25 protein-coding genes are annotated in these 23,195 nt (G+C 61.8%); 18 read left to right on the top strand and 7 right to left on the bottom strand.

Annotation, left to right across the window (positions count from 1 at the left end):
• Positions 1-43 precede the first annotated feature (43 nt).
• The 4 genes from epd to OC537_RS13110 all read left to right on the top strand — a co-directional run bounded on the left by epd (position 44) and on the right by OC537_RS13110 (position 4,997).
• Positions 44-1,054: an erythrose-4-phosphate dehydrogenase gene (epd, locus tag OC537_RS13125; protein ID WP_111910490.1), complete on the top strand. Its 1,011-nt coding sequence runs from the start codon at positions 44-46 to the stop codon at positions 1,052-1,054.
• A gap of 66 nt (positions 1,055-1,120) precedes the next feature.
• A complete protein-coding gene (locus OC537_RS13120; protein WP_106885810.1) occupies positions 1,121-2,284 on the top strand; it encodes a phosphoglycerate kinase in 1,164 nt (387 codons plus the stop codon).
• Between the two features lie 116 nt (positions 2,285-2,400).
• The gene (gene fbaA / locus OC537_RS13115; RefSeq protein ID WP_025328275.1) at positions 2,401-3,480 is read left to right on the top strand and encodes a class II fructose-bisphosphate aldolase; all 1,080 of its coding nucleotides are present in this window, start codon (positions 2,401-2,403) and stop codon (positions 3,478-3,480) included.
• Between the two features lie 212 nt (positions 3,481-3,692).
• Positions 3,693-4,997 (top strand): NAD(P)/FAD-dependent oxidoreductase, encoded by a 1,305-nt coding sequence (locus tag OC537_RS13110; RefSeq protein ID WP_262111840.1) that lies wholly within the window; start codon positions 3,693-3,695, stop codon positions 4,995-4,997.
• Here the strand turns inward: OC537_RS13110 and OC537_RS13105 are convergent.
• The 3 genes from OC537_RS13105 to cutA all read right to left on the bottom strand — a co-directional run bounded on the left by OC537_RS13105 (position 4,994) and on the right by cutA (position 7,672).
• Positions 4,994-5,446: a hypothetical protein gene (locus OC537_RS13105; protein ID WP_262111838.1), complete on the bottom strand. Its 453-nt coding sequence runs from the start codon at positions 5,444-5,446 to the stop codon at positions 4,994-4,996. The genes OC537_RS13110 and OC537_RS13105 overlap by 4 nt on opposite strands.
• A gap of 130 nt (positions 5,447-5,576) precedes the next feature.
• Positions 5,577-7,358: a protein-disulfide reductase DsbD gene (locus tag OC537_RS13100; RefSeq protein ID WP_262111836.1), complete on the bottom strand. Its 1,782-nt coding sequence runs from the start codon at positions 7,356-7,358 to the stop codon at positions 5,577-5,579.
• A complete protein-coding gene (cutA, locus tag OC537_RS13095; RefSeq protein ID WP_262111834.1) occupies positions 7,355-7,672 on the bottom strand; it encodes a divalent-cation tolerance protein CutA in 318 nt (105 codons plus the stop codon). The genes OC537_RS13100 and cutA overlap by 4 nt, the downstream gene beginning before the upstream one ends.
• A gap of 194 nt (positions 7,673-7,866) precedes the next feature.
• On the opposite strand from cutA, the gene OC537_RS13090 reads away from it, so the two are divergent.
• Positions 7,867-8,208 (top strand): hypothetical protein, encoded by a 342-nt coding sequence (locus OC537_RS13090; protein ID WP_262111831.1) that lies wholly within the window; start codon positions 7,867-7,869, stop codon positions 8,206-8,208.
• Positions 8,209-8,285: 77 nt separating this feature from the next.
• Here OC537_RS13090 and OC537_RS13085 read toward each other — a convergent pair whose 3' ends face one another.
• Positions 8,286-8,723: a PACE efflux transporter gene (locus OC537_RS13085; protein ID WP_106885816.1), complete on the bottom strand. Its 438-nt coding sequence runs from the start codon at positions 8,721-8,723 to the stop codon at positions 8,286-8,288.
• A 131-nt stretch (positions 8,724-8,854) separates the two neighbouring features.
• On the opposite strand from OC537_RS13085, the gene OC537_RS13080 reads away from it, so the two are divergent.
• Positions 8,855-9,736, top strand: a complete 882-nt coding sequence (locus OC537_RS13080) for a LysR family transcriptional regulator (protein ID WP_262111828.1) — start codon at positions 8,855-8,857, stop codon at positions 9,734-9,736.
• Between the two features lie 6 nt (positions 9,737-9,742).
• Here OC537_RS13080 and ygfZ read toward each other — a convergent pair whose 3' ends face one another.
• Complete coding sequence (gene ygfZ, locus OC537_RS13075; RefSeq protein WP_410050479.1) at positions 9,743-10,648, bottom strand: tRNA-modifying protein YgfZ; 906 nt, start codon at positions 10,646-10,648, stop codon at positions 9,743-9,745.
• A 119-nt stretch (positions 10,649-10,767) separates the two neighbouring features.
• Here ygfZ and OC537_RS13070 point away from each other — a divergent pair, with 119 nt between their 5' ends.
• Both OC537_RS13070 and OC537_RS13065 read left to right on the top strand, forming a co-directional pair.
• Positions 10,768-11,037: a succinate dehydrogenase assembly factor 2 gene (locus OC537_RS13070; RefSeq protein WP_106885818.1), complete on the top strand. Its 270-nt coding sequence runs from the start codon at positions 10,768-10,770 to the stop codon at positions 11,035-11,037.
• A gap of 18 nt (positions 11,038-11,055) precedes the next feature.
• Positions 11,056-11,454, top strand: a complete 399-nt coding sequence (locus OC537_RS13065) for a protein YgfX (protein WP_262112229.1) — start codon at positions 11,056-11,058, stop codon at positions 11,452-11,454.
• 151 nt (positions 11,455-11,605) lie between these two features.
• On the opposite strand, the gene nadB is transcribed toward OC537_RS13065, so the two are convergent.
• Positions 11,606-13,213, bottom strand: coding sequence for an L-aspartate oxidase (gene nadB, locus OC537_RS13060; RefSeq protein WP_106885819.1), 1,608 nt, complete (start codon positions 13,211-13,213; stop codon positions 11,606-11,608).
• A 181-nt stretch (positions 13,214-13,394) separates the two neighbouring features.
• Between nadB and rpoE the strand changes: the two genes are divergently transcribed.
• The 10 genes from rpoE (at position 13,395) to pdxJ (ending at position 22,203) form a co-directional block, all read left to right on the top strand.
• Positions 13,395-13,976, top strand: a complete 582-nt coding sequence (gene rpoE / locus OC537_RS13055) for an RNA polymerase sigma factor RpoE (protein WP_106885820.1) — start codon at positions 13,395-13,397, stop codon at positions 13,974-13,976.
• 23 nt (positions 13,977-13,999) lie between these two features.
• Positions 14,000-14,587, top strand: coding sequence for a sigma-E factor negative regulatory protein (locus OC537_RS13050; RefSeq protein ID WP_106885821.1), 588 nt, complete (start codon positions 14,000-14,002; stop codon positions 14,585-14,587).
• Positions 14,588-14,608: 21 nt separating this feature from the next.
• Positions 14,609-15,589: a MucB/RseB C-terminal domain-containing protein gene (locus tag OC537_RS13045; protein ID WP_106885822.1), complete on the top strand. Its 981-nt coding sequence runs from the start codon at positions 14,609-14,611 to the stop codon at positions 15,587-15,589.
• Between the two features lie 90 nt (positions 15,590-15,679).
• On the top strand, positions 15,680-16,141 hold the full coding sequence (locus tag OC537_RS13040) for a SoxR reducing system RseC family protein (protein WP_262112227.1): 462 nt from the start codon (positions 15,680-15,682) through the stop codon (positions 16,139-16,141).
• A 170-nt stretch (positions 16,142-16,311) separates the two neighbouring features.
• Positions 16,312-18,105 (top strand): translation elongation factor 4, encoded by a 1,794-nt coding sequence (gene lepA / locus OC537_RS13035; protein WP_262111822.1) that lies wholly within the window; start codon positions 16,312-16,314, stop codon positions 18,103-18,105.
• A gap of 3 nt (positions 18,106-18,108) precedes the next feature.
• Positions 18,109-19,032 (top strand): signal peptidase I, encoded by a 924-nt coding sequence (lepB, locus tag OC537_RS13030; protein ID WP_042648729.1) that lies wholly within the window; start codon positions 18,109-18,111, stop codon positions 19,030-19,032.
• Positions 19,033-19,704 carry a ribonuclease III gene (rnc, locus tag OC537_RS13025; RefSeq protein ID WP_111910479.1) on the top strand — a complete coding sequence of 224 codons (672 nt, stop codon included), beginning with the start codon at positions 19,033-19,035 and terminating at the stop codon, positions 19,702-19,704.
• Complete coding sequence (era, locus tag OC537_RS13020) at positions 19,701-20,600, top strand: GTPase Era (RefSeq protein ID WP_262111818.1); 900 nt, start codon at positions 19,701-19,703, stop codon at positions 20,598-20,600. The genes rnc and era overlap by 4 nt, the downstream gene beginning before the upstream one ends.
• Before the next feature lie 14 nt (positions 20,601-20,614).
• On the top strand, positions 20,615-21,322 hold the full coding sequence (gene recO, locus OC537_RS13015) for a DNA repair protein RecO (RefSeq protein ID WP_262111815.1): 708 nt from the start codon (positions 20,615-20,617) through the stop codon (positions 21,320-21,322).
• Positions 21,323-21,465: 143 nt separating this feature from the next.
• Positions 21,466-22,203, top strand: a complete 738-nt coding sequence (pdxJ, locus tag OC537_RS13010; RefSeq protein WP_111910478.1) for a pyridoxine 5'-phosphate synthase — start codon at positions 21,466-21,468, stop codon at positions 22,201-22,203.
• A 65-nt stretch (positions 22,204-22,268) separates the two neighbouring features.
• On the opposite strand, the gene OC537_RS13005 is transcribed toward pdxJ, so the two are convergent.
• Complete coding sequence (locus tag OC537_RS13005; protein WP_262111813.1) at positions 22,269-23,183, bottom strand: N-acetylmuramoyl-L-alanine amidase; 915 nt, start codon at positions 23,181-23,183, stop codon at positions 22,269-22,271.
• Positions 23,184-23,195: the final 12 nt, after the last annotated feature.

Here is a 23,195-nt window from a genome sequence, read left to right as displayed (position 1 = left end):
CAGGGGCCCGTCACTTTGTCGCAGGTAAGGACACAGATTTTTCATGATCAAGATTGCCATCAACGGATACGGGCGCATCGGTCGCAACGTGTTGCGGGCCCTCTACGAGAGCGGCCGCGATAACCAGCTTAAGATAGTCGCCATCAACGAGCTGGCGGCCCCCGAAGCCATGGTGCACCTCACCCGCTTCGACACCAGCCACGGCCGCTTCGGCTATCCGGTGCAGCTCGCGGGCAACAGCATGCTGGTGGGGGAGGATCTCATCTCCCTGTTTGCCGAGCGGGATCCGTCGCGCTTGCCCTGGCGGGCGCTGGGGGTGGATGTGGTGCTGGACTGCACCGGGGTATTCGGCTCCCGGGCCGATGCCGAATTGCACCTGGGGGCGGGGGCGGGCAAGGTGCTCTTCTCCCATCCGGCGGATGCGGATGTGGATGCCACCATAGTCTACGGGGTGAACCATCAGGTGCTGACGGGGCGGGAGCGGATCGTCTCCAACGCCTCCTGTACCACCAACTGCGTGGTGCCCGTCATCGAAACATTGCATCGAGAATTCGAGATAAATTGTGGTACTATTACGACAATTCATTCGGCCATGCACGATCAGCAAGTCATCGATGCCTATCACAGCGACTTGCGTCGAACCCGGGCCGCCAGCCAGTCCATCATCCCGGTGGATACCAAGCTGGCAAAGGGGTTGGAGCGAATCCTCCCCCACTTCGCCGGCAAGTTCGAGGCGATCGCGGTGCGGGTGCCGACCATCAACGTCACCGCCATGGATCTGAGCATTACTGTTCGTAAAAAAGTGACAGTTAGTGACGTAAATCAAGCCCTGCAACGGGCATCCAGAGGTACATTACAGGGTATCCTGGACTACACGGAAGAGCCGCTGGTCTCCGTAGACTTTAATCATGATGCACACTCCTGCATCATTGATGGTACCCAGACCCGGGTGAGCGATGCCAACCTCGTCAAGATGTTGATGTGGTGTGATAACGAATGGGGCTTCGCCAACCGCATGCTGGATACCACCCGGGCCATGATGGCCGCAGGCTGAGAGCCTGCACCGGGCGCAAGGTTACTGTTTTTTTAACATTACCTGAAAATATATAGAGGACTGAATATGTCTGTTATCAAGATGACCGACCTGGATCTGGCGGGTAAACGCGTTCTGATCCGTGCTGACCTGAACGTGCCGGTAAAAGACGGCAAGGTCACCTCCGACGCACGTATCGTGGCTACCCTGCCGACCATCAAGCTGGCTCTGGAAAAGGGCGCGAAGCTGATGATCACTTCCCACCTGGGTCGTCCGACCGAGGGTGAATACAACGAAGAATTCTCCCTGGCCCCGGTAGTCAACTATCTGAAAGACGCTCTGTCCTGCCCGGTGCGCCTGGCCAAGGATTACCTGGATGGCGTAGATGTCGCCGCCGGTGAGCTGGTTGTGCTGGAAAACTGCCGTTTCAACAAAGGCGAGAAGAAAAACACCGAAGAGCTGGCCAAAAAATACGCCGCCCTGTGTGACGTCTTTGTAATGGATGCATTCGGTACTGCTCACCGCGCCGAAGGTTCCACCTACGGTGTGGCCCAGTTCGCCCCGGTTGCCTGTGCAGGCCCCCTGCTGGCCGGTGAACTGGATGCCCTGGGCAAGGCCATGCTGAAGCCCGAGCGCCCCATGGTTGCCATCGTTGGCGGCTCCAAGGTCTCCACCAAGCTGACCGTGCTGGAATCTCTCTCCAAGATCGCTGACCAGCTGGTGGTCGGTGGTGGCATCGCCAACACCTTCATCGCCGCTGCCGGTCACAACGTTGGCAAGTCCCTGTGCGAGCACGACCTGATCGACACCGCCAAGAAGCTGGCTGCCGAGACCAACATTCCGGTGACCACAGACGTGGTTGTAGGTACCGAGTTCTCCGAGTCCACTCCGGCCACCATCAAGTCCGTCGCTGACGTGACCGACGGTGACATGATCTTCGACATCGGCCCTGACTCTGCCAAGGCCCTGGCCGACATCATCATGAACGCCAAGACCATACTGTGGAACGGCCCGGTCGGTGTGTTCGAGTTCGACCAGTTCGCCGAAGGCACCAAGGTGATCGCCGAAGCCATCGCCGCTTCCCCGGCCTTCTCCATCGCTGGCGGTGGTGACACTCTGGCTGCCATCGACAAGTTCGGCATCGCCGACAAGGTCTCCTACATCTCCACCGGCGGCGGCGCCTTCCTGGAGTTCGTAGAAGGCAAGGTACTGCCGGCTGTCGCGATTCTTGAAGAACGCGCCAAAGCCTAATTGACCCGGGACGGGGGGCAAAAGCCTCCCGTTTCGTTTATCATGTGGCCGCTGTGCCGGTTCATGATGAACCCCCCATTTTTTATTAACGGCATACGAGAACAGGACGATTAAACATGTCTAAGAAAATTTTCGACTTCGTAAAACCCGGCGTGATCACTGGTGATGACGTTCAGAAAGTGTTCGCCATCGCTAAAGAGAACGGCTTCGCTCTGCCTGCCGTGAACTGCGTGGGTACCGACTCCGTCAACGCCGTGCTGGAAGCTGCCGCCAAGGTCAAAGCCCCGGTCATCGTTCAGTTCTCCAACGGTGGTGCCGTGTTCACCGCCGGCAAGGGTCTGAAGCTGGAAGGCCAGCAGGCTGCCATCATCGGTGCCATCTCCGGTGCCAAGCACGTGCACGCCGTTGCCGAAGCTTACGGTGTACCTGTCATCCTGCACACCGACCACGCCGCCAAGAAGCTGCTGCCGTGGATCGACGGTCTGCTGGAAGCGGGCGAGAAGCACTTCGCCGAAACCGGCAAGCCGCTGTTCTCCTCCCACATGCTGGATCTGTCCGAAGAGTCTCTGGAAGAGAACATCGACATCTGCTGCGAGTATCTGACCCGCATGGCCAAGATGAACATGACTCTGGAGCTGGAACTGGGTTGCACCGGTGGCGAAGAAGACGGTGTGGACAACAGCCACATGGATCAATCCGCCCTGTACACCCAGCCGGAAGACGTGGCTTACGCCTACGAGCGTCTGTCCAAGATCAGCCCGCGTTTCACCATCGCTGCCTCCTTCGGCAACGTACACGGTGTATACAAGCCGGGTAACGTCAAGCTGACCCCGTCCATCCTGGACGCTTCCCAGAAGTTCGTTTCCGAGAAGTTTGGTCTGCCTGCCAAGTCCCTGGACTTCGTGTTCCACGGTGGCTCAGGCTCCACCCTGGAAGAGATCCGCGAATCCATCTCCTACGGCGTGGTGAAGATGAACATCGACACCGACACCCAGTGGGCTACCTGGGAAGGTCTGTTGAACTTCTACAAGACCAACGAAGCCTACCTGCAAGGCCAGCTGGGCAACCCGGAAGGCGCTGACAAGCCGAACAAGAAGTTCTACGATCCGCGCGTATGGCTGCGTGCCGGTCAGACTTCCATGATCGCCCGTCTGGAGAAAGCCTTCTCCGACCTGAACGCCATCAACGTACTGTAATTCGTTACCGTATCTTGATTGCTGAAGAGGCGCCCTGCGGGGCGCCTCTTTCATTGCGGCCAGCCTCGGCTGGCCTCTAAAAAGGTGTCCTTCGGGACACCTTTTGCATTTCTGTGATCCTGACAGGCTGGATTGGTGACCCTGGGCTGGGTATTATCGATGACACTCCGTTTAATTTAGTAAACAAGTGCAACCAAGGCAGGATGCTGAGCATGCAGACAGGAAGACACAACGGACACCAGGAGCACGTGGCCTCCTATTACGCGGCCACCCGCAACGACCATCAGCAGTGGCCCGAGCTCAGCGGTGAGCTGGATGCCGACGTCTGCATCATAGGCGGCGGCTTCACCGGCCTCAACACTGCCATCAATCTGGCCGAGGCGGGTTACAAGGTGGTCTTGCTTGAGGCCAACCGCATCGGCTGGGGGGCCTCGGGACGCAACGGCGGCCAGCTCATTCGCGGCATAGGTCACGACACCAGCCAGTTTGCCCGCTGGATAGGCGAGCAAGGGGTACGTGAGCTGGACCTGATGGGGCTGGAGGCGGTGCAGCTGGTGCGTGAGCGGGTCGCGCGGTTCAACATCGACTGCGACCTGACCTGGGGCTACTGCGATCTCGCCACCAAGCCGCGCCACCTCAAGGGATTTGAGGAGGATGCCGAGCACTTGGCCAGCCTGGGTTACCGGCACGAACTCAAGCTGGTCCCCAAGGGGGAGATAAGGTCAGTGGTGGGGTCGGATCGCTATATCGGCGGCATGATCGACATGGGCTCAGGCCACCTGCATCCCCTCAACCTGGCCCTGGGTGAGGCACGCGCGGCGGCCAGTCTGGGCGTCGCCCTGTTCGAGCAGTCCAGGGTGACTCACATCGAGTATGGCGATCGGGTCGAAGTGACCACGGCCCACGGCCGTTGCCGCGCCAGCTACCTGGTGATCGGCTGCAACGCCTACCTCAATGAGCTCAATCCCGAACTCGGGGGCAAGGTGCTGCCGGCGGGCTCCTATATACTCGCCACCCAGGTGCTGGAGAAACGGCTGCGCCAGCGGCTGCTGCCGCAAAACATGGCGGTGTGCGATCAGAACGTGGCGCTCGACTACTACCGGCTATCGGCCGATGGTCGCCTGCTGTTTGGCGGGGCCTGCAACTACTCGGGGCGCGATCCCAAGGACATCAAGGCGTTTATGCTGCCCAAGCTGCTGCGGGTCTTCCCTGAGCTGGCGGGTACTGCCATCGAGTTTCAGTGGGGGGGCATGATAGGCATAGGCGCCAACCGGCTGCCGCAGATAGGGCGCCTCAAAGAGTACCCCAACGTGTTCTATGCCCAGGCTTACTCGGGACACGGCCTCAACGCCACTCACATGGCGGGCAAGCTGGTGGCCGAGGCGATCAGGGGGGAGAGCCGGGGCTTCGATCTCTTCAGCCGCGTGCCCCACATGACCTTCCCAGGCGGGCCTGCCCTGCGCTCCCCCTTGCTGGCGCTCGGGATGCTGTGGCACAGAATGAAGGATCTGCTCTAGGGGAGGGCTGGCGGCAGGGAGGAGGGCGCCTCTCCCTGCTGCGCCGGTTCTGCCAGTTGCCAGCCCTGTTCTGTCTTCATCATCCAGACCTGGCTCTCCTGCGCCAGTGCCTGGCCTGCTTCGAATTCGCCGTATTTGCGCTCCAGCTCCATCAGGGCCATCTCCTGTTGGAAGGGGCCGACCCTGTCATAGACCAGATCCTCATCGTGCAGCACCTGCAGTTGATCCAGCCCCTGCTTGAAGTGGAGCCGGTAGCTCACCTTGACCAGATAGACCCCCTCCATCCGCTCCTCCTTGCCGAGAATGGCGAAGTCGCTGATCTCGAACAGGGCGGGATCCGTGTCGGCCTGCAGCCTGGCGGTGACCTGGCTCTGGATCGCCTCTTCACCTGGACCTGAGTTGCAGCCATAGAGCCAGCAGGCCAGCAGGGGGATGAACCACTTTTTCATCAAAACTCCGGACGATGCGAGACGGGAAAGGGCAAATTCTGCCATGGCGCCTGTCATATACAAGGGATCGCCAGAAAAATCAGCGCGCAGAGGAGAGGGCGGCCCGCGCGGCAAGGCGGGCCGCCATGGTTCAGCGCAGCTTGTCCAGCTGGCCGAGGAACTCGGCGGGCCCCATGAAGCCGGTCACCCGCTGCCCGCTCACCTCGTTGCCATCGCGATCGAAGAAGATCAGGGTCGGCAACCCCAGCACGTTCAGGCCGTTGAGCAGATCCACGTCGGCATCGTCGTTGGCGGTGACATCCGCCTGCAACAGCACCATGTCATTGAAGCGTGCCCGTACCTCGGGATCGCTGAAGGTCTTGTGTTCGAACTCCTTGCAGGCCACGCACCAGTCGGCGTAGAGGTCCAGCAGCACCGGCTTGCCGCGAGCGGCCTCGAGCCGGGTCTTGAGGTCATCCAGGGTCTTGATGCGGATAAACTGGGGGGCCTCGGCCTCGGCCCCGGTGCTGGCCTTGACGCCAGGCTCGGGCAGCAGCAGGTCCTTGCCCACTACTACTAGGCTCATCATCGCCAGCAGCAGCACGAAGCCGCCGAGGCTCTTGCCCACCGAGTGGGGGCGATGCTGGTTGTGATGATAGAGATAGCCGCACAGCCCCAACCCCCAGCCGAGCCAGAGCAGGGTGGCGACCTGGTCGCTCAAGAGCCGTGACAGCAGCAGGATCGGCACCGCCAGCAGCGCAAAGCCAAAGAGTTGCTTGATCACATCCATCCAGGCGCCCGCCTTGGGCAGCAGCTTGCCCCCCGAGGTGCCGAGCAGCAGCAGCGGCAGCCCCATGCCCAGCGACAGGGCATAGAGGGCCGCCCCGCCGAGCCAGAGATCGCCGCTCTGGGCCACGTAGATGAGCGCCCCGGAGAGCGGGGCCGTGGTGCAGGGTGAGCAGACCAGGCCGGAGATCATCCCCATGATGGTGACCCCAACCACGGAGCCGCCCTGCTGGCGGTTGGAGAGGCCGGACAGCCGGGTTTGCAGGCTGCTCGGCAGTTGCAGGCTGTAGAGCCCGAACATGGAGAGGGCCAGCAGCACGAACATCACCGAGAGGCCGATCAGCACATAGGGGTGCTGCAGCGCCGTCTGGAACTTCAAGCCCGCCGAGGCGACCACCAGCCCGAGCAGGGTATAGGTGACCGCCATCCCCTGCACATAGACGAAGGAGAGCAGGAAGGCGCGGCGGGTGGAGAGATGCTGGCCGGCACCGGCGATGATGCCGGTCAAAATGGGGTACATGGGGAAGACGCAGGGGGTGAAGGCGAGCCCCAGCCCCAGCGCAAAGAAGGCGGCGATGCTGAGCCAGAAGCCCTGGCTGCCGAGGGCGGCCGCCAGTCTGTCCTGCTGACTGCCGGTCGGCGCCTCTGTGGCATCAGCGGGGTCTGCCTGTCCGGCGTCGCCAGTGGCCGCGAGGGGCTGCACCGGGATCCGCTTGTTGGTGGGGGGATAGCAGAGGCCGTCGGTGCACCCCTGATAGCTTATTGTGAGGCTGGCGGAGTCACCCACCTGGGTCAAGGTGACGGGGATCTGCAGCTCCTGATAGAAGACCCGGGTCTTGCCGAAGAAGTCATCCTCATGCTCGGTGCCCGCAGGCAGCGCGAGGGGCTCGAAGGCGAGGTTGTCCCCCTTGACGCTGATGCTGTGGCGATAGAGGTAGTAACCGTCGGCGAGGCGCAGGGTCAGCAGCAGCTTGTTTCCCTGCTGCTCGCTCTCGAGGACGAAGGCCTCGTCCACTTTCAGAAACTTGGGCTGGGCACTGGCCTCGATGCCGAGGCTGCTTAGCAGATCCTGGCTGCTGGCCTGGGCGGGGGCCGCGAGCAGGCTCAGCAGGAGTAACAGGGGGGAAAGCAGGGATCGCAGAGTCATGAGGTCTCCTGTGTCAACCAGTCGAGGTAGGCTTGATGACCCTGGCTGGCGGGGATCGCCAGGATCTCCGGCACCTGGTAGGGGTGGTGAGCCAGGATGCACCGCTCTAGCTCGGCAAAGAGCGGCTGGCGGGATTTGATGATGAGCTGGATCTCCCGTGCCCGCTCTATCTTCCCCTGCCAGCGATAGACGGAGGTGAGCCTTGGCAACTGATTGATGCAGGCGGCGAGGCGCTGGTTGAGCAGTTGCTCGCAGAGGTGGTCGGCACTGACTTCATCAGGGCAGGTGCAGAGCACCAGAATGGCGTCGGTCATGGGGTTGGCAGTCTCGTCAGCGGGGGCGCAAGGGCCCTCTGGAACAGCGGTTACTATACCGGGCAAAGGGGCAAATAGCACCCGGCCCGCGCCCGGTTGGCGGGACGCTCAATTAGTGATGCGCCCGAGATAGACGCTGTGAAAAGGACAGGGCAGAATGAGTGGGCTTGTTCCCACTCTACGTAAGGAAATGTATGACCCAACAGAATGAGCAGCAGAGAAACCGCATGTTGAGCCTGTTGCGTGAAGGCGAGCGCCGCATGTTGGTGCAACTGGCCGGTCTGCTGCGTACCAGTGTCGATGAAATCAATGCGGAGCTGGAAAAAGAAGAGTTGCTGTCTGCCCTGGAGCAACCCATCACGGTGGAGTACCTCAACGGCGTGGTGCAACACCATCTGTTCGAGCGTCTGCACAAGGGAGACATGGTCGCGGCCCAGCGCATGCTGAACCAGTATCAGAGCGACCTCGAGGCCATGCTGAACCAGGAAGTGGCCCAGACCGAGGCCCCTGCCGACGAGGTGAAGGCGCAAGCCTGAATACCTGCCCCTCGAGGATCCAGATCAGCACCATCATGCCAGTCGCATGATGGTGCCTCGTTTTATCCCTTCTCTTGTCACCCCGTGACCCGCTGCGCCCCCTGGCCCGGGATGGGGAACACCTTGTCATAGCTCCAGTTGTAGACGAAGGCATAGACCAGGTAGAACAGCACGAAGCCCAGATCCAGCACCAGCGCCTCCAGCAGGCCGATGTCGAGCCACCAGGACATCACCGGCAGGGCGACGATCAGCAAGCCCCCCTCGAAACCGAAAGTATGCAGCACCCGTTGCCACAGGGTCTTGTGGGTGTGGCCCTGCAGGCGCAGCAGCAGCCTGTCCACCCCTATGTTGTAGACATAGTTCCAGACGGTGGCGACCACCGAGAAGAACAGGGCCAAGGGGCCCATGTGGTTGAGACCGACGCCGGTGACCCAGCTTGCCAGGGGGGCGGCGATCAGCAGGCCAATCAATTCGAAGCCGATGGCGTGGCGCAGGCGATCACGGGTATTACGCATGGTCTGTCTCTCTATTTCTCTTTTCGGGTGTGTATGGCGGCCAATTTATCGCTATTTTTGGATAGGTTCACGTTGGTATCTATCGCTAAAATAGATGGTTCTGGGTGCAATAACAGGGCAGGAGCAGGCGGATGACCCCTTCACTGGAACAATTCAAGGCGTTGCTGGCGGCGGCCGAGACGGGATCTTTCTCGGCGGCGGCGCGCCGCCTGGGCAAGGCGCAGTCGGTGGTGAGCACCGCCATCGCCAACCTGGAGATAGATCTCGGCCTCGAGCTGTTTGATCGCAGCGGCCGCTACCCGGTGCTGACCGAGGCGGGGGCCCGCATCAGCCAGGAGGCGGGGGTGCTGCTGGCCCAGAGCGAGCGACTGCAGGCCATCGCCGGGGAGCTGGCCAGCGGCATAGAGTCGCGCCTCACCCTGGCCATCGACGATGACTCCCATCTGCCCTGGCTCGGTGCCCTGCTGGAGGAGTTCGCCGGCCGCTATCCGACTGTGGAGCTGGAGCTGCTGTTCCCGCTGATGGAGGATGTGACCGAGCTGCTCAAGAGCGGGCGGGCCCAGCTCGGCATCAGCTACCAGAAGGCACACCCGGAGCGGGAGCTGGTCTCCCGCTCCCTGGGGAGCGTCGCCATGCCCCTGGTGGTCTCCCCGGAGCACCCCCTGGCCCACAAGACGCCGCTGCACGAGAGCGACCTGCAAGGGGCCCGCCAGCTGATGGTGACGGGACGGCGGGAGGGCACGGAGCGCCATCGCTTCCGCCTCTCGTCCCAGGTGTGGTGGGTCGAGGGGGATCTCGGGATCCTGGAGCTGGTCAAGCTGGGGCTGGGGTGGTCTGCGGTGCCCGAGTTTCTGCTGCACCGGCCGCTGGCGCGGGGGGAGCTGGTGGTGCTCAAGCCGGATTTCATTCCCCAGGCCGAGCTGGAGCTGGAGTTGCAGTGGTATCGCGCCCGCCCGCTCGGGCAGGCGGGGCGCTGGCTGAAGGAGGCCCTGCTGGCGCGGGTGCCTCGTTAGCCGACCTTACTCGGTCAGGGAGTAGGGCAGGGGCTGCAGGGCGAGGCGGGAGCCTTCCTCCTGCTTGAGGCGGAAGCTGGCGTCGGCCTCGGTGTCTTTTGGCAGTACGGCGGTGAGCCACAGCTGGCCATCCTGCTGCCAGGCGTTCAGCACCATGCCGCTGCGCCGCCAGTTGTCACCGAGCTGGATCTCCAGGGTATCGCCGCTGGCAACGGGGCCACTGGCCTGCCCTGCCAGCACGAAGAGGGCGCGGTTGTTGGCGCCGCGGTACTTGGCGCGGGCTACTATCTCCTGCCCCATGTAGCAGCCCTTGGTGAAGCTGATGCCATCCAGGGCCTGCAGGTTCAGCATCTGGGGAATGTACTCACCCTGGTGGACCGCCTCCAGGTGCGGGATGCCCGCCTTGATGTCCAGACCCCACCAGAGCGCTTCGTCGCCGACCGGCAGGCTCAGCGCCAGCGGCGATTCGCTTGCCAGCAGCCAGCGATCGGCTTCCACCCTGACCGCCATGCCGCCCTCGACAAGGCCGGTTTCCTGAAGGCCGTATTGCGCCGCGATCCAGGCATCCGTGCCCTGACCGGCCAGGCCGACCACCTGGCCCTGGAATTCGCCGATCTCCACCTTGGCAAACACCGCAAACTTCTTGAGTTCGGGCAACTGGCGCGCCAGCACCGACGGCTTGGTCAGCAGCAGCAGGCTCTCATCGAGGCAGAGCAGGCGAAAATCGCTCCACAGCTTGCCCTTGGGATCGCAATGGCCGCCGAGGGTGCTCTGACCAGGTTGCAGGGCGTTGACGTCGCAGGTGACCTGGCCTTGCAGATATTTCACGCGATCATTGCCAGTGAGTCGGGTGATGGCCAGATCGGTCAGGGGAAACAGGGTTGGCTCGGCAGGAAGAACAGGGGTCGGCAGGCTCACGATGGTATTCCAGAGACAGAAAGTATGTGACCTGCATGGTAAAGACGTAAGGAATGTTTGTCAGCCGGAAAATCCAGCTGCTACCATCCCCGGGTCTTTGTAAGGAGAGTTCCATGTTGAGCCCAATTGAAAAGTCCCGCCTGAAGTGGGCCTGCCGCCGCGGCATGCTCGAGCTGGATGTGATCTTTATGCCCTTTTTCGAGCACGAGTTCGACTCCCTGAGCGAGGCCGAGCAGCAGACCTTCATCCGTCTGCTGGCGTGCGAGGATCCCGAGCTGTTCCGCTGGAGCATGGGCCACGGTGTGCCGAGCGACCCCGATTTCGCCGCCATGATCCCCCTGATCCTGGAGCGCAATCAGGCCCGTCACGATCGCCTGAGCTGATCCCCGATGCGGGTCCTGATGCCCGTCATCCCCTCCCGGCGGCAGCGCATGCTGCTGCTTGCCCTGTTTCTGCTGTTGTTCTGGCCGGTTGCCGCTCTGATCCATGGCTGGCAATGGGGGCTGTTTCTCCCTTGCTGGTTGCTGGGGCTCTGGCTGGCCTGGCGCCCCGTCACCCAGGGGCGCCAGGCGCTGCTCTGGGACGGGGAGTGGCTGGAGTGGCAAGGGCGACGTCATCGACTGGATGACCGCAGCCGCATCCTGCCCGGGGTGCTCTGGCTGAGGCTGGTGACAGAAGAAGGCGCCGAGCGCCACCTCTGGCTCTTCTCCGACGCCCTGGCCCCCGAGCACTACCGCGCCCTGGCCCGCGCCATTCATCTGGCCCCGTCCAATCCCCCGGCTTCACCCCATAACAGATGACCCCGCCGGGGCGGGGTCATCTGAGGGACGGCGGTGGGCGTCGTTTACTCCCGATCCGGCGTCAGCACTGTCTGCCTGAGGTTCGGCTGCCTGTCCGGGTAGTCCGGGTGCAGGCAGTGCAGTCCGCAGCACGCCTCTGGCTTGTGCCGGATCACTCCCGATCCGGTGTCAGCACTGTCGGCTTGGGGTTCGGCTGCATGTCCGGGTAGTCGAGGTTATAGTGCAGTCCGCGGGACTCCTTGCGCTCCAGGGCACAGTTGACGATGAGCTCGGCCACCTGCAACAGGTTGCGCAGCTCCAGCAGGTTGTTGGAGACGCGGAAGTTCGCATAGTACTCCTGCACCTCCTGCTTGAGCAGGTCGATGCGGCGCTTGGCGCGGGCCAGGCGCTTGTTGGTGCGCACTATCCCCACGTAATCCCACATCATCAGCCGCAGCTCGTGCCAGTTGTGCTGGATCACCACCTGTTCGTCCGAGTCATCCACCTGGCTCTCGTCCCAGGCGGGCAGGCTCGGCGGCTCCACGCTCATGGGCAGCTTGGCCAGGATGTCGGCCCCCGCCTGATGGGCATAGACCACGCATTCGAGCAGGGAGTTGGACGCCATGCGGTTGGCGCCGTGCAGCCCGGTGTAGGTCACCTCGCCGATGGCGTAGAGACCCGGGATGTCGGTCTGGCCGTTGTTGTCTATCATCACGCCGCCACAGGTGTAGTGCGCCGCCGGGACGATGGGCATGGCCTCCTTGGTGATGTCGATGCCGACCGCGAGGCAGCGCTCAAAGATGGTCGGGAAGTGCTTGATGATGAAATCCGCCGGCTTGTGGCTGATGTCCAGATACATGCAGTCGGCGCCGAGGCGTTTCATCTCGTGGTCGATGGCGCGGGCGACTATGTCCCGCGGCGCCAGTTCGGCCCGCTCGTCGAAGTCCGGCATGAAGCGGCTGCCGTCGGGACGGCGCAGATAGGCCCCTTCCCCGCGCAGGGCTTCGGTCAGCAGGAAGTTGGGGTCATCGGGGTGGAACAGGCTGGTGGGGTGGAACTGGTTGAACTCCAGGTTCGCCACCCTGCAGCCGGCGCGCCACGCCATGGCGATGCCATCCCCCGAGCTCACGTCCGGGTTGGAGGTGTATTGATACACCTTGGAGGCGCCGCCGGTGGCCAGCGCCACGAAACGGGCGCGGATCACCTCGACCTGCTCGACGTTGCGGTTCCAGACGTAGGCGCCGAGCACCCTGTTGCCCGGCAGATCCAGCTTGCGGGTGGTGATGAGGTCGACCGCGTTGAAGCGCTCCATCAGCTGGATATTGGGGTGGGAGCGGACCTGATCGATCAGGGTGAGCTGCACCGCCTTGCCGGTGGCGTCCGCCGCGTGGAAGATGCGGCGATGGCTGTGACCCCCTTCCCGGGTCAGGTGATAGTGGGATTCCCCCTCGGCATCCTCTTCCTGATCGAAGGGAACGCCCTGCTGGATCAGCCACTGGATGGAGTCGCGGGCGTTGCGAGCGGTGAACTCCACCACCGCCGGGTCACACAACCCGGCGCCGGCGTTGAGCGTGTCGCTCACATGGGATTCGATGCTGTCGGTCTCGTCGAACACGGCAGCGATGCCTCCTTGCGCATAGAGAGTGGCCCCCTCACTGATGGGCCCCTTGCTCAGAACCAGGACTTTGGCCTGGTCTGCCAATCGCAACGCGAGGGACAGACCGGCGGCACCGCTGCCAATGATCAGTACGTCGCAAAGGTATTCAACACTTGCTTTCATAAGTATCATTGGCCTGGATTAAGAACTGGCCCCATGGTAGCCCAAGGGGGGTTGTGATGCAGCCCGCATCACATTTTTTTCAATGCAAGCGAACTTTCTCTGATTCTCCCTGTCTGAACTTGTGCGCTTAGAAGGGGCCGGAAAAGAAGAACGATAACCTGATGGGGGTTTTACGGCTCTGATGAGCGACCAGAATCTACTGGACGAACAGCTGGTTGAACGGGTCCAGCGTGGCGATAAAAATGCATTCAACCTGTTGGTAAAAAAATACCAGCATAAGGTGGTCAACCTGGTGGCCAGGTATGTCAACAATCCGGGCGATGTGCCGGATGTGGCGCAGGAGGCCTTTATCAAGGCTTACCGTGCGTTGCCGACATTCCGTGGCGAGAGCGCGTTTTACACCTGGTTGTATCGGATCGCCGTGAACACGGCCAAAAATTACCTGACCTCACAGGGGCGCAGACCGCCCAGCAGTGATGTCGAAGCGGACGAGGCTGAATATTATGGTGGTGGTGAAGCCCTGCAAGAAGTGGCCACCCCCGAAAACCTGGCGCTGACCGACGAGATCAAGCGCACAGTGTTTGCCGCCATAGAAGCCTTGCCAGAAGACTTGAGAACAGCGATCACCCTTCGTGAAATGGAAGGGCTGAGCTACGAAGAGATTGCGGAGATCATGGATTGCCCTGTGGGTACGGTGAGATCCCGTATCTTTCGGGCGAGGGAAGCAATCGACAAAAAGCTGCAACCTCTGATCGAGAATTAAACTGGGGAAAGACAGGCAAACTTATGGCAAATAAAGAGCAACTTTCAGCCCTGATGGATGGTGACCTCAGCGACATGGAGGTTCTGAACGAGCTGGGAACGGATCCCGCTCTGCAAGATACCTGGGCTCGTTACCATCTGATCGGTGATGCCATGCGGGGAGACCTGCCGGTCAATCTGCAACTGGATCTCAGTGACAGCATCATGCTGGCACTGGAAGACGAACCCGTCATACTGGCGCCCAAGCCGGTGCAACCTGTTGCACCTCAGGTGAAGCCAGCTGGCAAGGTGGTGCCTTTGATCCGTCGCTTTGGCCAGCAAATGGGTCAGTATGCCATTGCCGCCTCCGTGGCTGCCGCCGTCATCTTCGGGGTGCAACAGTACCAGGGCAACGACGGCATGCCGGCCAACCCTGTGCTCAACACCATACCGGTCGGTGGCAGTGCGACGCCAGTGAGCGTGCACTATCCCCAGGAGGGCAACCGTGCCACTCCTCGCCAGCAAGGCTTGAACGAGCAACAGATGCAGGAGCAGCGCGAGCGTATCAACGCCTTCCTGCGAGACCATCAATTGCAACAGCGTCTGCTGCAAGACAAGCAGATTCAGGAATAACGCATCTTTAGGGATCAGACCGTGCGCCAGTCCAGCCTCATTCTGCTGGCCTCTCTCCTGCTGATTTGTGCCAAGGCCTCGGCCGACGATCTGTCGGCCGAGGCCTTGTTGCAGCAGATGCAGAGTGCCGTTTCGCAACAAAATTTTGAGTTGTCCATGGTCAAGGCCCGTCAGGGACGCCTCGAGCCCATTCGCTTCAGCCACGGGGTGATCGATGGCAAAGAGGTCGCTCATCTGAGTTATCTCGACGGCAAGGCGGTGGAGTACCTGCAACGCCAGAACGAATACACCTTCTTTGAAAACACCCACGAACCTTACACCCTCAAGGGGGCGCGTTTCCCGGGCGTCTGGTCGAGCCTGGTGAAGATGCCGCTGCCCCGGGTGCTGGAGAGCTATGATCCCGTGCTGGCCGGTCGCAGCCGGGTGGCCGGCCTGGTGGCTCAGGTCGTGAGACTGGTGCCCAAGGAGGCGGACAAGTATGGCTTTGTGCTCTGGGTCGACGAGCAGAGTCATCTGCTGCTGCGGGTGGACATGGTGGACAAGGAGGGTAACCTGGTCGAACAGGTGCTGGGTGTGGATCTGGACAGGCAGCCGGCGCCGGCGCCCTGGCTTGTCACCCTGGCCCGCAGCAAGCTGCCCGATGCGCTGGCATTGGAAGACGCCTATCCCGCACCCCAGCAGACCCTGAGCTGGCACCTGACCTGGCTGCCGGGTGGATTCAAGGTACTCTCTCAGGACAGGCACCAGCTGGTCAGCACCAGCCTGCCGGTGGACTACATGATGCTGTCTGACGGTGTGGTGGATCTCTCCGTCTATGTCTCCCGGGTCGATCCCAAGCAGGCGGTGCGCCAGCAGTTGATCCGCCAGGGAGCCACCTCGCTGGTGAGTTTCGTCAACGAGGTCGGGGTGGAGATCACCGTGGTCGGGGAAGTTCCCACCGAGACGGCCAAGCGCATCGCCGAGTCGGTGCAGCCGCTGGCCCGCAACGAGGCGGTACAGTGAGGTGGCATGCTGCCACTTGCCGAACCGGGACGACCGTGCTGAGATCGGGTAAATCCATAGCCGTTCGTCTGGAGTCATCCTGTGAGTAACATGAGCGAAGAGCTGGCAATCGTGGTGGCCGTCGAGGGGGCCTATGCCTGGGTGGAGTGCGAACGGCGCTCCGCCTGCAGCGGCTGCCATCAGCAGTCCAACTGCGGTACCGGCACAGTCGCCAAGGCCTTTTCCCTGAAGTCGCAGCGACTGCGGGTGGCGCTGACCGCCGAGGTCCTGGTTGGTCAGCAAATCAGGCTCGGCATTCCCCAGGCGAGCATACTGCGGGGTGCTGCCCTGGTCTATGTGCTGCCGTTGTTCTGCCTGCTGCTCGGTGCCCTGCTCGGTCAGCTCTGGCTGGCGCCGCTGCTATCGGCGGGGGAGGGCGTCACCATCCTCAGCTGCCTGCTGGGAGGCACAGTCGGATTTTTACTGGTTCGTTACTTTTCTGCCCGGCTCGAGCAAGGGGAATATGGTCCCCGCATGCTCGGTGTGGTACTCAATACCCGCCACCTCTCCTGAGCGGCGCTCCCCTTTTCTGGCCCCGTCGCCGCCGTTTTGGTGCCGAGGGCCCGCCAGACAAGGCGCTATTTCTGGTGCCCGCCGACTAAAGATTGGCCGTCGACCTGGTTATCCAGTAAAATCCTGCCCTCATATCCGACCCTAACTTAATTTTGAGTGATTCTTGCTCGATGAAACACATTCGTAACTTTTCGATTATTGCGCACATCGACCACGGTAAATCGACCCTGTCGGACCGTCTGATCCAGACTTGTGGCGGCCTGTCCGACCGCGAGATGCAGGCTCAGGTGCTTGACTCCATGGATCTGGAGCGCGAGCGCGGCATTACCATCAAAGCACAGAGTGTGACCCTGAACTACCAGGCACAAGACGGTAACACCTATCAGCTGAACTTTATCGACACCCCGGGCCACGTGGATTTCTCCTACGAGGTTTCTCGCTCCCTGGCGGCCTGTGAAGGGGCTCTGCTGGTGGTGGATGCCGGTCAGGGGGTTGAGGCACAGACTCTGGCCAACTGCTACACCGCCATGGAGATGGAGCTGGAAGTGGTGCCCATCCTGAACAAGATCGATCTGCCTGCCGCAGAACCCGAGCGGGTTGCGGAAGAGATCGAGGACATAGTCGGCATAGACGCCATCGATGCGGTGCGTTGCTCCGCCAAGACCGGCCTGGGTGTCGATCTGGTGCTGGAAGAGATAGTGGCCCGTATCCCGTCACCGGAAGGTGATCCGGATGCCCCGCTGCAGGCGCTGATCATCGACTCCTGGTTCGACTCCTACCTGGGCGTCGTCTCCCTGGTGCGTATCAAGAACGGTTCGCTCAAGAAGAACGACAAGATCAAGGTGATGAGCACCGGTCAGGTGTGGGGCGTGGATCGCATCGGTATCTTCACCCCCAAGCAGGTGGATACTCAGGGCCTGGGTTGTGGCGAGGTAGGTTGGGTCGTCTGCGGCATCAAGGACATCCACGGCGCCCCTGTGGGCGATACCCTGACGCAAGCCAAGAACGGTGCCGACAAGGCGCTGGCCGGCTTCAAGAAGGTGAAGCCGCAGGTCTATGCGGGTCTGTTCCCCATCTCCAGCGATGACTACGAGTCGTTCCGCGATGCGCTGGACAAGCTCTCCCTGAACGATGCCTCCCTGTTCTTCGAGCCGGAAAGCTCCACCGCACTGGGCTTCGGCTTCCGTTGTGGCTTCCTCGGCATGCTGCACATGGAGATCATCCAGGAGCGTCTGGAGCGGGAATACGATCTGGATCTCATCACCACGGCACCGACCGTAGTGTATGAAATCGAGCTGAACAACGGCGAGACCATCCACATCGACAGCCCGGCGGCTATGCCTCCGGTCAACAATATCAAAGAGATGCGCGAGCCCATCGCCGAGTGCAACATCTTGTTGCCGCAGGAGTACATGGGCAATGTGATCACCCTCTGTATCGAAAAGCGTGGCGTGCAGACCAACATGGTCTATCACGGCAAGCAGGTGGCGCTGACCTACGAGATCCCGATGGCGGAAGTGGTGCTCGACTTCTTCGACCGCCTCAAATCCACCAGTCGCGGCTATGCCTCCCTGGATTACGGCTTCAAGCGCTTCGAAACCTCCGAGATGGTCCGCCTCGACATCATGATCAACGGTGAGCGCGTCGATGCCCTGGCCATCATCACCCACAAGGAGAACGCCCAGTATCGCGGTCGCCAGGTGGTTGAAAAGATGCGTGAGCTGATCCCGCGCCAGATGTTCGACATCGCCATTCAGGCGTCCATCGGCAACCAGATCATCGCCCGCAGCACGGTCAAGGCCCTGCGCAAGGACGTGACCGCCAAGTGCTACGGCGGTGACGTGAGCCGTAAGAAAAAGCTGCTGAACAAGCAGAAAGAAGGCAAGAAGCGGATGAAGTCCCTGGGCCGTGTCGACGTGCCGCAAGAGGCCTTCCTCGCCATTCTCCACGTCGGAAAGGATTAATCGATGGCAAGCACCTTTTCCCTGATCCTGGCCATAGTCACTCTGCTGACCGGCATCATCTGGACAGTCGACAAGCTGGTCTGGTCCAAGCAACGGGCGGCCAAGATTGCGGCTGCCCGTGCCAACGCCGGCTCGAATATCGATGAGAAGACGCTGGCCAAGGTGGCTCCCATGCCGGTCTGGATCGAGCAGACCGGTGGTGTCTTCCCGGTCATAGCGCTGGTGCTGATCCTGCGTTCCTTCATCTTCGAGCCGTTCCAGATCCCGTCTGGTTCCATGATGCCCACCCTGCTGGTGGGCGACTTCATCCTGGTGGAGAAGTTCGCCTACGGCCTGCGTGATCCCGTGACCAACACCAAGTTCCTCGAGACGGGTTCTCCCGAGCGTGGCGATGTGGTGGTGTTCAAGTATCCGCTGGATACCCGGGTGGACTACATCAAGCGGGTGGTCGGCATGCCCGGCGATCGGGTGATCTATCGCAACAAGGAGCTGATGATCCGGCCCAAGTGCGAGGAGCAGGAAGGGAAAACGTGCCCGGGCTTCAAGAAGCTCGACGTCAAGTTCGAGCAACGGGGGGAGTTCAGCCAGATGGGGATCCCGCTGGATCGCTACACCGAGCAGCTGGGCACAGTTTCTCACGAGACCCTGCGTAACCCCCTGATGCCGGACCTGGTCGACCGTTATTACCGCCAGCCGGGGACCTACCCGGATGAGTGGGTGGTGCCGGAAGGCCACTATTTCGTGATGGGTGACAACCGCGACAACAGTACCGACAGTCGTTTCTGGGGCTTCGTGCCCGAGCAGAACCTGGTGGGCAAGGCGGTTGCCATCTGGATCAGTTTCGAATTTGAGCGCGAGGAAGGATCCAGCTTGCCAAGCTGGGTGCCGACCGGTGTGCGCTTCAACCGCATTGGCGGAATCAAGTAAATGAATATCAAGATGAACAGACTGCAGTCCCGTCTCGGGCATGTCTTTCAGGATCAAGAGCTGCTGACCCGGGCGCTGACCCACCGCAGCGCCGGTTCCCGTCACAACGAGCGACTGGAATTTCTGGGGGACTCCATCCTGAGTCTGGTGATTGCCGATGACCTCTTCCACCGCTTCCCGCAAGCGGCGGAAGGGGATCTCAGCCGGATGCGCGCCACCCTGGTGCGGGAGAAGACCCTGGCCGAACTCGGCCGGGAGTTCGACCTCGGGGATCACCTGATCCTGGGGCCCGGCGAGCTGAAAAGCGGCGGGTTTCGTCGCGAGTCTATCCTGGCCGACACTGTCGAGGCGGTGATCGGCGCCGTCTATCTGGATACCGATCTGGAGCGGGTGCGGACTCTGTTGCTCGGCTGGTACGCCAGCCGCCTGGACGAGATAAAACCAGGCATAGAGCAGAAGGATCCCAAGACCCGGCTGCAGGAAATTTTGCAGGGAAGCCGCAAATCCCTGCCGACCTACACAGTGACCAACGTCAAGGGCGAAGCCCACAACCAGGAGTTCACCGTCCAGTGTGACGTGGATGGCCTGGATGGTCCGCTGGTCGGGGTCGGCACCAGCCGCCGCAAGGCCGAACAGGCCGCAGCGCAGCAAGCACTGGAAAAACTGTCATGACAGATACGACTTACTGCGGCTTTGTCGCCATAGTGGGCCGCCCCAATGTGGGCAAGTCCACCCTGCTCAACAAGCTGCTTGGCCAGAAGGTCAGCATCACCTCGAAGAAACCCCAGACCACCCGTCACCGGATTTTGGGGATAGACACCGAGGATAACCATCAGACCATCTATGTGGATACCCCGGGTCTGCACATCGAAGAGAAGCGGGCCATCAACCGCCTGATGAACCGCGCCGCCACCAGTTCCCTGGGTGATGTGGCCATGGTGGTCTTCATGGTCGACGGTACCCACTGGACCAAGGACGACGAGATGGTGCTCGGCAAGTTGCGCCATCTGCCTTGCCCCGTGGTGCTGGCGGTCAACAAGGTAGACAACGTCAAAGAGAAAGAAGATCTGTTGCCCCACCTGGAGTGGCTGGCTCAGCAGATGAACTTTGCCCACATACTGCCCATCAGTGCCGAGAAGGGCACCAACGTGGAGAAGATCCGCGAGTGGGCCAAGGATCTGCTGCCGGAGAACAACTTCTTCTTCCCGGAAGATTACGTGACCGACCGCTCGTCCCGCTTCATGGCCTCAGAGATCATCCGAGAGAAGCTGATGCGTTTCACCGGCGAGGAGCTGCCCTACTCGGTGACGGTGGAGATCGAGCGCTTCAAGGTGGAAGAGAACGGCCTCTACCACATCCACGGCCTCATCCTGGTGGAGCGCGATGGCCAGAAGAAGATGGTCATCGGCAACAAGGGCGAAAAGATCAAGACCATAGGTACCGAAGCTCGCCTCGACATGGAGCGGCTGTTCCAGAACAAGGTACACCTGGAGCTCTGGGTCAAGGTCAAGTCCGGCTGGGCCGATGACGAGCGCGCCCTGCGCAGTCTTGGCTACGGTGACGATTAAGTGGCGCTGACTGATTGCTGAACCCGGCTTTCGTCATCCACAGTCGGCCCTATCGGGAGACCAGTCAGCTGGTCGAGGTCTTCACCCAGGATAGCGGCCGATTTACCCTGGTGGCTCGCGGTTCTCGCGGGCCACGCTCCCCTCTGAAGGGGCTGCTGCAACCCTTCACCCTGCTCACCATGAGCTGGCGTGGCAAGGGGGATCTCAAGAACCTCGCCCAGGTCGAATGCCCGGATCACTCCCTGCGACTCGGTGGCGATCGCCTCTTCTACGGTCTCTATCTCAACGAGCTGGTCTACTACCTGCTCGAAGCCCATACCCCCTTTCCCGAGGTGTTCGATGCCTATGCCCGTGCCCTGATGGCGCTGGCGGACGGCGAGACGCCAGAGCTGCCCCTGCGCCGCTTCGAGTTTCTGCTGTTGCAGGCGCTTGGCTATGCGGTGGACTTCGAATATGCCGCCGACGACGACTCCCCGATCCAGCCCGAGCTGCTCTACGGCTTCGAGCGGGAGCTCGGCTTTGTCGCTTGCGAGCGGGCGCCGGATCCCCGTACCCTGTTCCTCGGCGCCCACCTGCTGGCCTTCGCCGAGGGGCGCTTCGACAGTCCCCCCTTGCTGCAGGCGGCCAAGCGTTTCAGCAGGCTGGCGCTGCAACCCTATCTGGGTAAACGTCAGTTAAAGAGCCGGGAGTTGTTTTTGAAGCGACGAAGCAGTCTGGGCTAACCCTTTTGCGGCGTGATCCAATGGGTAACTATGTTACCGACGTCCGATTACGCTGCGCTAATCGAACCTACGAACGGATATCGGCGCGGGCGTGATTTTGCTGACCGCGCAGTCAACAGATGAAGAGTTTCAAGGAGTCCTCAATGAGTGAAATCTATCTGGGTGTGAACATCGACCATATCGCCACTCTGCGTAACGCCCGCGGCACCCAGTATCCCGATCCTGTCCAGGCCGCCTTCGTGGCCGAGCAGGCCGGTGCCGATGGCATTACAGTGCACCTGCGCGAAGATCGCCGCCACATCACCGACCGCGACGTGGAGATACTGCGCCAGACCATCCAGACTAGGATGAACCTGGAGATGGCGGTGACCGAGGAGATGATCGGTATTGCCTGCCGCATCCAGCCCCAGTTCGTCTGCCTGGTACCGGAGAAGCGCACCGAGGTGACCACCGAGGGCGGCCTGGACGTGGCAGGTCAGCTCGACAAGATCACCGATGCGGTGACCCGCCTCGCCGCCGTCGGTGCCCAGGTGTCGCTCTTCATCGACGCCGACCCCATTCAGATAGATGCGGCTGCCGAGAGTGGTGCCCCCTTCATCGAGATCCACACCGGTCGCTATGCCGATGCCACCACGGATGCGGAGCGCAATGCCGAGTTCAAGCGCATCGCCGCCGGCGCCTCCTATGCCGCTGGCAAGGGACTCAAGGTCAATGCCGGCCACGGCCTGCACTACCACAACGTCAAGGCCATCGCCGCCATTCCCGAGCTCTATGAGCTCAATATCGGCCACGCCATCATAGGCCGTGCCGCCTTCGACGGTCTGGCCAAGGCGGTCAGTGACATGCGCCTGCTGATGCAGGAAGCCCGTCAGGGGATCTGATGCCGGTCTGCCTGCATCGCACAAACAAGGGACGCCTCGGCGTCCCTTGTTGTTTTCGGGGGGGCTCAGCCCGGCTCGGGGAAATAGCGCTCCAGCAGGGCCATAAGAATGGCCTGGCTCTCGGCATCCGGCTCACCGGTGATCAGCGCAGGGCGGAAATGGAGCTGGAATGCGCGTATGGCGGCGCGGCTCTGCTCATCCCAGGCGCCGCTTGGCGCTACCCCATAGCCGTAGCGGGCGAGCTGTTGCTGCCATTGTTGCGCATCCCAGACGGGGAGTGGCGCTTGGCGCAGTTCGGCCACTCTGGCCTCGTCTGGCCAGGCGCCGACGCCATGGTGAAGGGCCAGCTCGCGCCAGGGGAAGTGGGGGCCGGGATCCTGCTTGCGTTCGGGGGCTATGTCGCTGTGGGCCAGCACCTGGGTGGGGGGGATCTGGTAGCGATCGACCAGCTCCCGGGCCAGAGCGCCAAGAGCGGCGATCTGGGCCCGGGTATAGGGTTGCCAGCGCCTCAGGTGGGCAGGCAGGGATTCGTCTTCCGTGGGATAACCCAGATTGACTATCTCAATGCCCAGCGAGCTGGCGTTGAGCCCGGCATACTGATGCCAGCGGCTGCGACCGGCGTGCCAGGCGCGTTGGCTGTCGGGCACCAGCTGGTAAACGGGGAGCGGGCGTTGCTCGGTGTCGCGGGGGATCAGGTAGTGGGCACTCACCTTGTGTTCGGGTTTGGTCAGCAGGCGCAGGGAGCGGGCGTCGTCCTCGTCGGTGTAGTGGAGGATCAGAAAAGCGATGCGCTCATTCTGGTTGGCACTGACATGACGGGTGGAGAGCTGATAAGGCGCCGGTTGGCAGGCGCCGAGCCCCAGCAGCAGGCAGAGTGACAGCAGTATGGTGCGGCATCTCTCTGGCAAGGGGGAAACAAGGGATGGCCAGCGCGGCCTGCCGCCCAGGCGGAATGACGGGGGGCAGGTGCGCTGGCCCATGGCTCAGGCGCG

This window comes from Aeromonas sp. Marseille-Q5825 (genome assembly GCF_946892685.1).
Taxonomy (GTDB): Bacteria; Pseudomonadota; Gammaproteobacteria; order Enterobacterales; family Aeromonadaceae; genus Aeromonas; species Aeromonas rivipollensis.
Note: the sequence above shows the minus strand (reverse complement) of the source record. Positions and strands in the feature narration are given on the sequence as shown.